Annotated in this window: 8 protein-coding genes; 1 reads left to right on the plus strand and 7 read right to left on the minus strand. The window is 68.8% G+C overall.

Features of this window, described 5'->3' with window-relative positions; all coding sequences use genetic code 11:
* Nucleotides 1–190: 190 nt before the first annotated feature.
* From mreD to STRIP9103_RS36570, 7 genes are all read right to left on the minus strand, one after another.
* Nucleotides 191–862 (minus strand): rod shape-determining protein MreD, encoded by a 672-nt coding sequence (mreD, locus tag STRIP9103_RS36540; protein ID WP_009331906.1) that lies wholly within the window; start codon nucleotides 860–862, stop codon nucleotides 191–193.
* Between the two features lie 21 nt (nucleotides 863–883).
* Entirely contained in the window at nucleotides 884–1,828 is a 945-nt protein-coding gene (mreC, locus tag STRIP9103_RS36545; RefSeq protein WP_009331902.1) for a rod shape-determining protein MreC, read from the minus strand.
* 188 nt (nucleotides 1,829–2,016) lie between these two features.
* On the minus strand, nucleotides 2,017–3,036 hold the full coding sequence (locus STRIP9103_RS36550) for a rod shape-determining protein (RefSeq protein ID WP_004931372.1): 1,020 nt from the start codon (nucleotides 3,034–3,036) through the stop codon (nucleotides 2,017–2,019).
* Nucleotides 3,037–3,502: 466 nt separating this feature from the next.
* The gene (gene ndk / locus STRIP9103_RS36555) at nucleotides 3,503–3,916 is read right to left on the minus strand and encodes a nucleoside-diphosphate kinase (RefSeq protein ID WP_009331948.1); all 414 of its coding nucleotides are present in this window, start codon (nucleotides 3,914–3,916) and stop codon (nucleotides 3,503–3,505) included.
* Between the two features lie 133 nt (nucleotides 3,917–4,049).
* Entirely contained in the window at nucleotides 4,050–4,415 is a 366-nt protein-coding gene (locus tag STRIP9103_RS36560; RefSeq protein ID WP_009331924.1) for a DUF4233 domain-containing protein, read from the minus strand.
* Nucleotides 4,416–4,423: 8 nt separating this feature from the next.
* Nucleotides 4,424–5,941, minus strand: coding sequence for a bifunctional tetrahydrofolate synthase/dihydrofolate synthase (gene folC, locus STRIP9103_RS36565; RefSeq protein ID WP_009331894.1), 1,518 nt, complete (start codon nucleotides 5,939–5,941; stop codon nucleotides 4,424–4,426).
* A gap of 407 nt (nucleotides 5,942–6,348) precedes the next feature.
* Nucleotides 6,349–9,006, minus strand: a complete 2,658-nt coding sequence (locus STRIP9103_RS36570) for a valine--tRNA ligase (RefSeq protein WP_009331897.1) — start codon at nucleotides 9,004–9,006, stop codon at nucleotides 6,349–6,351.
* Nucleotides 9,007–9,143: 137 nt separating this feature from the next.
* On the opposite strand from STRIP9103_RS36570, the gene STRIP9103_RS36575 reads away from it, so the two are divergent.
* Entirely contained in the window at nucleotides 9,144–10,127 is a 984-nt protein-coding gene (locus tag STRIP9103_RS36575) for a hypothetical protein (RefSeq protein WP_009331946.1), read from the plus strand.
* Nucleotides 10,128–10,162: the final 35 nt, after the last annotated feature.

The raw sequence follows: 10,162 nt of genomic DNA on the forward strand, positions 1-10,162 counted from the left end.
GAGTAGTCCGGATGGTGCCCATGGTGCTGGTACATGGAGTACACCGCTCGGCTGTGATCGGTTCCCATGCCCGACGGAAGTTCCGACCGAAGTTCCGACCGGAGTCCCGACCGGAGCCCCGGCCGATGCGCCGCCTGAGCAGACCTCAGCCGTCGCTGAACCGGCCTCCGACAGACCCTCTGACATGCCGTCACAGCCGCTTGACCCCCTTGATGCGCCCCGCTCGGGCCATCCGGGAGCGCGCGGCCTTCATGCGGAACCCCCCGCGCTGGTTGCCGATGCGCAGACCGGTGCCGGAGGAGAGCCAGCCGGAGGAGACGTCGGCCGCCTTGGCGGCGTTGTTGGTCTCGGCGAGCGGGTCGTTCTCGGCGCGTCGGGCGAGGGCCATGATGCCAGGGACGACGAAGGGCGCGAGCAACAGGTCGTACAGCGCGGCCGTGAACAGCAGGCTGGGCAGGCCGACATGGCGGGCGGCGTCGTCCCCGACGAGGGCGCCGACACCGGCGTACAGGAGGGTCGAGCCGAGCGCGGCGATGACGACCACGGTCATCGGGCCGGTGGCCGACTTGAGCCGGCCGGTCTCGGGCTTGGCCAGCCCCGCGAGGTAGCCGATGACGCAGAGCACCAGGGCGTACCGTCCGGCTGCGTGGTCGGCGGGCGGTGCGAGGTCGGACAGCAGCCCGGCGCCGAAGCCGATGAGGGCGCCGCCGACATGGCCGTAGACCAGGGCGAGGCCGAGGACGGTGAGGAGCACCAAGTCCGGTACGGCGCCCGGGAGGTGGAGGCGGGCGAGGACGCTCACCTGGATCACCAGGGCGACGATCACCAAGGTGGTGGAGAGCAGGATCCGGTTGAAGCGCATGGGGTGTCAGCTCCTGTTGTCCTACTGCTCGTTCGTCTGGCCGTCGAGGGGCGCGTCGGCGTCCGGCGTGACCGTCACCGTCACGGTCGGCGTGGGATTGGGCTCGGGCTTGTCCGGCAGGACGGTGTCGCGGGGGTCCTTGCGGGGCGGTTGGACGACGACGCCGACGACGTCGAGCTGGGTGAACGCCACGTACGGCTTGACGTAGATCGTGCGGGTCAGGTCGCCGCCGGAGGGGTCGACGCGGGAGACGACACCGACGGGGACACCGGGCACGAACGGCTTGTCGGCCTGTGAGCCGAAGGTGACGAGACGGTCGCCCTCCTTCACCTTGGCCTTGCCGTTGAGGAGTTCGACGCGCAACGGGCGGTCGCCCTGGCCGGAGGCGAAGCCGAGTTCGTCGGTGGCCTCCATACGCGTGCCGACGGTGAAGTCGGGGTCGTTGGCGAGCAGTACGGTCGCGGTGTCCGGTCCGACGGTGGTGACGCGGCCGACGAGTCCGTCGCCGTTGAGGACGGTCATGTCGCGCGTGATGCCGTCGTTGCTGCCGATGTCGATGGTGACGGTCCAGGAGAAGCCCTGGGCCGCTCCTATGGCGATGACTTCGGCGCCCTTGATTCCGTACTGTCCGTTGGCCGCGGTCTTCAGGATCTTGTCGAGCTGCTTGACCCGGCTGCGGTTGCGGTCGTCGCTGCCGAGGGACGCCTTCAGTTCGGCGTTCTCCTTCTCCAGCGCGGCGAGGCGGTCGTGCCGGGAGCCGGACTCACGGACCGCGCTTATGGCGTTGCCGATCGGGTCCACGGCGGTCGACACCCCGTCCTCGATCGGGCCGAAGACGGTGGCCGCGGCACGTCGGGCACCGTCGACCGGTGAGTCCTCCCCGCCGCGGATATCCACCGTGATCAGCGCGAACGCGACGGCGATCAGCAGCACCAGGAGCAGCCGGCTCTCTCGTGTGTCCCTCACGTGCGGCGGCCGTGCCTTCCTCATAGGAATTCGACAGGAATTGGGGAATTCGGGTAGCCCCTCGGAAACCGGGGCGGGAACCGGAGGGGCGCGTTGTGGAAGCTCGCTTTGTGGGAGCTCATGCCTCTATATCAACGATCCGCCGTACGAGAAGAGATCGTCTCGTACGGCGGAATCGAAGTGTTACGTCATCTGCGGGGCTGGGCGTCGAGCACCTGCTGCAACGCCTCGAACTCCTCGACGCACTTGCCGGAGCCGAGCGCCACGCTGTCCAGCGGGTCCTCGGCGATATGGATCGGCATACCGGTCTCCCGGCGCAACCGCTCGTCGAGACCGCGGAGCAGGGCACCGCCGCCGGTGAGGACGATGCCGCGGTCCATGATGTCGCCGGAGAGTTCCGGTGGGCATTTGTCGAGGGTCGTCTTCACGGCGTCGACGATGGCGTTGACGGGTTCCTCGATCGCCTTGCGTACCTCCGCGGCGGAGATGACGACGGTCTTCGGAAGCCCGGACACCAGGTCCCGACCGCGGATTTCTGTGTGCTCGTCAGCGTCGAGGTCGTACGCCGAACCGATCGTGATCTTGATCTGTTCGGCCGTCCGCTCACCGAGGAGGAGGCTGTACTCCTTCTTGATGTGCTGGATGATCGCGTTGTCCAACTCGTCGCCGGCGACGCGGATGGACTGGGCGGTGACGATGCCGCCGAGGGAGATGACCGCGACCTCCGTGGTGCCGCCGCCGATGTCCACCACCATGTTGCCCGTGGCCTCGTGGACCGGCAGGCCGGAGCCGATGGCCGCGGCCATGGGCTCCTCGATGATGTGCACCTGACGGGCGCCGGCCTGGGAGGACGCCTCGATGACGGCGCGCCGCTCGACACCGGTGATACCGGACGGCACACAGACGACGACCCGGGGCCGGGCGAGATACCGCCGCTTGTGGATCTTCAGGATGAAGTAGCGGAGCATCCGCTCGGTGATCTCGAAGTCGGCGATCACACCGTCCTTCAGCGGACGTACGGCAACGATGTTGCCCGGGGTCCGCCCGATCATCTTCTTCGCCTCCGCGCCGACCGCGAGGATGCCACCGGTGTTGGTGTTGATCGCGACGACGGACGGCTCGTTCAGTACGATCCCGCGACCCCTGACGTACACCAGCGTGTTGGCGGTCCCGAGGTCGACAGCCATGTCACGGCCGATGAACGACATTGAGTTCCCCATCAGGATTCGTGTGGCCTTCCCAGTGGAGCGCTGAGGGCTTTTGAGTGCCTTTCAGGGCTTTTCGGGGTCGGCGAAGTGGGTGCTGTGACGTGAAGGCTTACATCGTAGTCTCGCCCGCACGAACACTGCGCGAGGGTCTTCGCCATTGTGGACATGTGATGCACCGTCTTGCCTCTGGAGACGATGCATCAGGGGTGCACGTTCCCCCGATCGGCGCGCATATGCCGCGACATGGCGAGCATTTCAGCCCGGAGTGGCCCTTGGGTTACGTCCTCGGGCCGTCGTTGGGTGGGATTGGTGAAGCGGGGTTGCTCCGAATGGCTGAACTGTGGGTCGGGGACGGCTGATAGCGCCCACACGGTGCGCCGCGGCGCGGAGGTTCGCCCCTGCCGCCCCCACCCACAACTCGCACGGACGAACCGCGAGAAGAGGTTCCGGCTCCCGCCGAAAGACGCTACGCGCGCCCCGGGAAGAAGATCTTCAGCTCACGCTCCGCCGACTCCTCGGAGTCGGAGGCATGGATGAGGTTCTCGCGGACGATGACGCCATAGTCACCCCGAATGGACCCCGGCGCCGCGGCGATCGGGTCGGTCGGCCCGGCCAGCGCCCGCACACCCTCGATGACCCGCTCCCCCTCGACGACCATGGCGACAACAGGCCCGGAGGCCATGAACTCCACCAGCGGCTCGTAGAAGGGCTTGCCCTTGTGCTCGCCGTAGTGCTGCTCCAGCGTCTCCTGGTCCAGCGTCCGCAGTTCCAGCGCGGTGATCTGCCAGCCGGCCTTCCGCTCGATACGGCTGATGATCTCGCCGGTCAGCCCACGCCGAACGGCGTCGGGCTTGAGGAGGACGAGGGTGCGCTGGCTCACGGTGGTGACTCCTTCATTTCACAAGTGTGCGGAGCTCAGAGGCTACAGGGCGAGCCCGAACGAGTGTTACGCAGCGTCAGGAAGCGCGCCCCCGGCTCGGGGCTGTCCCCTCGGCTCGGGGCTGTCATGGGGCTCAGGCTCCGGAGGCCCCGGCACCGGCCCCGGTGGACGCCTGCGCAGCGAACCGCGCCTTCGCCTCGTCCACCTTCCGCCCGTAGTGGACCGACGCCCACCACAGGACGGCGAAGAGGACGCCCATGAAGAACATGGTGGGGACGATGAACCCGGAGAGGATCAGGGCGAGCTGGAGGGCCCAGCCCAGCTGGACGCCGCCGGGTCGGGTGACCAGGCCGCACAGCACGAGGCACAGGAACATGGCGATGCCACTGACCGTCCAGACCGAGGTCATGCTCAGGTCGGGGTCCTTCATCGCCACCAGACCGGCGAAGCCGATCACGAAGATCTCGCCGATCAGGGTCGAAGCACAGAGGGTACGCATTCTTCGGACTAGCCCTTCCCCAGCAGCAGCCGGGCCTCGCCGACGGTGATGACGGAACCGGTGACGAGGACGCCGGCGCCCGCGTACTCGCCCTCCTCCTCGGCGAGCGTGATCGCCGCCTCCAGCGCGTCCGGCAGCCGCGGCTCCACCTGGACCCGCTCCTCCCCGAACACCTCGACCGCGATCGCGGCCAGCTCGTCGGCGTCCATCGCCCGATGGCTGGAGTTCTGCGTGATCACGACCTCCGCGAAGATCGGTTCGAAGGCCTCCAGCAGCCCTCGTACGTTCTTGTCGCCGCTCGCCCCCACGACCCCGATGAGCCGGCTGAAGTCGAACGCCTCGCCGACCGCCTCGGCCGTGGCCCGCGCGCCCGCCGGATTGTGCGCGGCGTCGAGCACCACCGTCGGAGACCGCCGTACGACTTCCAGCCGGCCCGGCGACGACACCGCGGCGAAGGCCTTGCGGACCGTGTCCGCGTCGAGCGATTCGGGCCGCTGCGAGCCGACGCCGAAGAACGCCTCGACGGCGGCCAGGGCGACGGCCGCGTTGTGCGCCTGGTACGGGCCGTGCAGCGGGAGGTAGACCTCCGGGTACTCGCCGCCGAGGCCGCGCAGTGTGAGCATCTGTCCGCCGACGGCGACCTGCCGCGAGACGACCCCGAACTCCAGCCCCTCCCGGGCCACCGTCGCGTCGACCTCCACGGCCTTCTTCAGCATCACCTGCGCCGCGTCGACCGGCTGCTGCGCCAGGATCACCGTCGCGTCCTGCTTGATGATCCCGGCCTTCTCCACGGCGATCTCGGCGGGCGTGGTGCCCAGCCGGTCGGTGTGGTCGAGATCGATGGGGGTGACGACGGCGACGTCCCCGTCGATGACGTTGGTGGCGTCCCAGGAACCGCCCATCCCGACCTCGACGACGGCCACGTCGACGGGGGCGTCCGCGAAGGCCGCGTACGCCATGCCGGTCAGCACCTCGAAGAAGGAGAGCCGGTACTCCTGTGTGGAGTCGACCATCTCGATGTACGGCTTGATGTCCTCGTACGTCTCGACGAACCGTTCGGCGGAGATCGGGGCGCCGTCCAGGCTGATCCGCTCGGTGATCGACTGGACGTGCGGGGAGGTGTAGCGGCCGGTGCGGAGTTCGAAGGCGCCGAGGAGGGCCTCGATCATGCGGGCGGTGGAGGTCTTGCCGTTCGTGCCGGTGATGTGGATCGAGGGGTACGACCGCTGCGGGTCGCCGAGGACGTCCATCAGCGCGGCGATCCGCTGGACCGACGGCTCCAGCTTGGTCTCGCCCCAGCGCGTCGCCAGCTCTGCCTCGACCTCGCGCAGCGCCTTGTCGACCGCCGGGTCGGTCGGCCGTGCCGGTACGTCGGCCTCCGGGGCGCCGCCCTGGGCACGCAGGGTACGGCTGCCGGCCTCGATCACCGCGAGATCGGGATCCCGGTCGGTCTCCGCGGCGATGATCTCCTCGAAGGGGTCGACTGCGTCGGGCTGCTGACTGCTGTCGTGCGGGCGCTCACTCACAAAGCCAGTTTACGGACCGGACGCCTAGGAGCTCGGGGGTACCCGTTGTAGGGCGACTGCGGGTGATACGTGGCTGATCGCGCCCACGCGGCGGAGCCGCATATCGATAGGGCCCCGCGCCCCTTAAGGGGCGCACCACCCGCTGCCATAGCTGCGGGCAATCGTGCCGCTGGGGCAATGGGGGTACCTCCCGCTCATGGGGGCCCCTCCCGCTCATGGGGCCCCTCCCGCTCGAGCGAAGTCGAGAGTGGGGGAGAAGTCGAGAGTGGGGGAGAAGCCGAGAGTGGGGGAGGGTGGGCGCAGCGGCACCCGGCCGGCGCCGGTGAGCGGAACCCATCCCGCCCAGCGAAAACCCCCGGTGCCTGACAGACACCGGGGGCCTTCACCCATGTACGCACCCCGGAGGGCTACGCCTTCGGCAGGCGCTCCAGCTGGGCCGCGATCCGCGCGATGTCCTCGTCGGCCTTCGCGAGCCGCCCGCGGATCTTCTCGACCACCTGGTCCGGCGCCTTCGCGAGGAACGCCTCGTTGCCGAGCTTGGCCGTGGCCTGGGCCTTCTCCTTCTCGGCGGCGGCGAGGTCCTTGGCCAGCCGCTTGCGTTCGGCGGCGACGTCGATCACACCGGAGAGGTCGAGGGCGACCTCGGCGCCCGCCACCGGCAGGGTCGCGGTGGCCGAGAAGCCGTCGCCCTCCGGCTGGAGGCGGAGAAGCTGGCGGATGGCGGCCTCGTGCGGGGCCAGTGCCGTGCCGTCGAGGGTCAGGCGGGCCGGGACCCGCTGGCCGGGCTGGAGGCCCTGGTCGGCGCGGAAGCGGCGGACCTCGGTGACGACCTGCTGGACCAGCTCGATCTCGCGTTCGGCGGCCTCGTCATGGAAGCCGCCCGGTGCGTCAGCACCAGGAACGAACACAGCCTTCGGCCAGTCGGCGATGACGAGGGACTCGCCGCCGGTCAGCGTCGTCCACAGGGTGTCCGTGACGAACGGGATGACCGGGTGCAGCAGCCTCAGCGTGACGTCCAGGACCTCGCCCAGGACGCGCTGGCTGACCTCGGCCGCCTCGCCGCCCGCCTGGAACGTGGTCTTGGACAGCTCGACGTACCAGTCGAAGACCTCGTCCCATGCGAAGTGGTACAGCGCCTCGCTGAGCTTGGCGAACTGGAAGTCCTCGTAGTACGCGTCGACCTGGGCGACCGTCTCGTTCAGGCGGGAGAGGATCCAGCGGTCCGTCGCCGACAACCGGGAGGCGTCCGGCAGCGGCCCGTCCACCGTCGCGCCGTTCATCAGTGCGAAGCGCGTGGCGTTCCAGATCTTGTTGGCGAAGTTGCGGGAGGCCTGGACCCAGTCCTCGCCGATCGGGACGTCGGTGCCGGGGTTGGCGCCGCGCGCGAGGGTGAAGCGGAGCGCGTCGGAGCCGTACTTGTCCATCCAGTCGAGCGGGTCGACGACGTTGCCGAAGGACTTCGACATCTTCTTGCCGCGCTCGTCGCGGACCAGGCCGGTCAGCGCGATGGTCCTGAAGGGGACCTCGCCGTCCATGGCGTAGAGGCCGAACATCATCATCCGGGCGACCCAGAAGAAGATGATGTCGTGGCCGGTGAGCAGGACGTCGGTCGAGTAGAACTTCCGCAGGTCCTCGGTCTGCTCGGGCCAGCCGAGCGTGGAGAACGGCCACAGGCCGGAGGAGAACCAGGTGTCCAGGACGTCGGTGTCCTGGGTCCAGCCCTCCGCCTCCGTGCCGGGCGGCTGCTCGTCGGGGCCGACGCAGACGGTCTCGCCGTTCGGGCCGTACCAGACCGGGATGCGGTGGCCCCACCAGAGCTGGCGCGAGATGCACCAGTCGAACATGTTGTCCACCCAGTCGAAGTAGCGCTTCGACATGTCCTCGGGGTGGATCTTGACCCGGCCGTCACGGACGGCGTCACCGGCGGCCTTCGCCAGCGGGCCGACCTTGACCCACCACTGCATGGACAGGCGCGGCTCGACCGTGGTCTTGCAGCGGGAGCAGTGGCCGACGGAGTGGACGTACGGGCGCTTCTCGGCGACGATCCGGCCCTGCGAGCGCAGCGCGCCGACGACGGCGGAGCGGGCCTCGAAGCGGTCCTGGCCGAGGAAGGGGCCATGGACGGTGATGACGCCGTGGTCGTCCATGATCGTCATGGAGGGCAGGTTGTGGCGCTGGCCGATCGCGAAGTCGTTCGGGTCGTGGGCCGGGGTGACCTTGACCGCGCCGGTGCCGAACTCCGGGTCGACGTGGGTGTCGGCGACGACCGGGATGGTGCGGTCGGTGAGCGGCAGCTTGATGTGCTTGCCGACGAGGTGCTTGTAGCGCTCGTCGTCCGGGTGGACGGCGACGGCCGTGTCGCCGAGCATCGTCTCCGCGCGGGTGGTGGCGACGACGAGGCTGTCCTCGCCCTCGCCGTACCGGATGGAGACCAGCTCGCCGGAGTCCTCCTGGTGCTCGACCTCGATGTCGGAGATGGCGGTCAGACAGCGCGGGCACCAGTTGATGATGCGCTCGGCGCGATAGATCAGCTCGTCGTCGTAGAGCCGCTTGAAGATTGTCTGGACGGCCTTGGACAACCCTTCGTCCATGGTGAACCGTTCACGGCTCCAGTCCACACCGTCGCCGAGCCGGCGCATCTGGCCGAGGATCTTGCCGCCGTACTCCTCCTTCCACTGCCAGACGCGCTCGACGAACTCCTCGCGCCCCAAGTCGTGGCGGGACTTGCCCTCTTCGGCGAGCTGCTGCTCGACCTTGTTCTGCGTGGCGATGCCGGCGTGGTCCATGCCGGGGAGCCACAGGGACTCGTAACCCTGCATGCGCTTGCGGCGCGTGAGGGCGTCCATGAGGGTGTGCTGGAAGGCGTGCCCGAGGTGCAGGCTGCCGGTGACGTTCGGCGGCGGGATGACGATGGTGTACGCGGGCTTGTCGCTCTTGGCGTCGGCGGCGAAGTAACCCCGTTCTACCCAGCGCTCGTACAGCGTCCCCTCTACATCGGCCGGCGCGTACTGGGTCGGCAGATCGATGGCGGGCGCTGAAGGCTGCTGCTGAGCGTTCTCGGTCACGCGCTCAGTTTAGAGGTGTCACGGGGTGGTCCCGAAACTCGATTCTTCCGTAACGGTGCGACCCCCGGTGCGTGGGACCCATCGTGTTTGCGCCAGGATGTCAGGAACACATAAGCATCTGGAGGGGAACCCAGAACATGAGTTACAACCAGCCGGGCCCGTACGGCGGGCAGCCCCAGCAGCCCGGACCGTACGGTCAGCCGGGCGGCCAGCCGGGCCCCTACGGCCAGCAGCCGCCGCAGGCCGCCCCCCAGCCCGGCTACGGCTACCCGCAGCAGGCACCCCCGCAGCAGCCGGGGTACGGGTACCCGCAGCAGACCCCTCAGGGCGCTCCGCCCCAGACCCCGCCCTACGGCCAGCAGCAGGCGTACGGCCAGCAGGCCCCGTACGGCCAGCAGCAGCCCTACCCGACGGTGCCCCAGCCGCCGGCCGCCTCCGGCGGTGGCGGCAAGAAGGTCGGCATCATCCTCGGCGCGGTGGCGGTCGTGGCCGCGATCGCCGTGGGCGCGTACTTCGTCTTCGGCGGCGGCAGCGGCTCGGACATCGCGGACGACGGCCCGCACAAGCTGACTACGCCGGAGACTGTGCTCAAGGAGTACAAGAAGGGCGAGGGCTCCGGCAGCAGCAGCCTGAGCAAGGACGACATCGAGGAAGCCGAGAAGCACGGCGTGAAGAACGCCGAGGACGTGAGCGCCGAGTACCAGTCCGGCGACGAGAACAACATGATGTCCATGAAGGCGCTCAACTTCATGGGTGTGTACGGCGAGATCGAGGACCCCGAGGCCGTGGTCGACGCCATGTTCGCCGAGATGAAGAAGGACGCGGCCGAGGACTCCGACTCCGGCGGTGAGATCGTCGGCAGCCCGGAGTCGTTCGACTCGGCGGACGGCGCGGTACTCAAGTGCCAGGAGACGAAGTTCAAGAACCCCGGCGCGGGAAGCAGCGCAGCGTCCGGCCCCGAACAGTTCAGCATGCCGCTGTGCATCTGGGGCGACCACAGCACCATCGGCATTGTCATGAGCCTCGACATGGCCGACGCCATGGCGGGCAAGGCCGTCGACCTCGGCGCAGCGGCCGACATGGCCGCCAACCTCCGCAAGGAAGTCCGCGTCAAGATCTGACGCCGCCAACTCCCGGGTTCCATCAGAACGGAAGA

The sequence above is a fragment of the Streptomyces ipomoeae 91-03 genome (assembly GCF_000317595.1).
Taxonomy (GTDB): Bacteria; Actinomycetota; Actinomycetes; order Streptomycetales; family Streptomycetaceae; genus Streptomyces; species Streptomyces ipomoeae.

Coding starts and splice junctions, on each gene's coding strand:
- mreD (WP_009331906.1), bottom strand. CDS start 862: ATGCGCTTCAACCGGATCCTGCTCTCCACCACCTTGGTGATCGTCGCC.
- STRIP9103_RS36550 (WP_004931372.1), bottom strand. CDS start 3,036: ATGTCGTTCATCGGCCGTGACATGGCTGTCGACCTCGGGACCGCCAAC.
- STRIP9103_RS36560 (WP_009331924.1), bottom strand. CDS start 4,415: ATGCGTACCCTCTGTGCTTCGACCCTGATCGGCGAGATCTTCGTGATC.
- STRIP9103_RS36575 (WP_009331946.1), top strand. CDS start 9,144: ATGAGTTACAACCAGCCGGGCCCGTACGGCGGGCAGCCCCAGCAGCCC.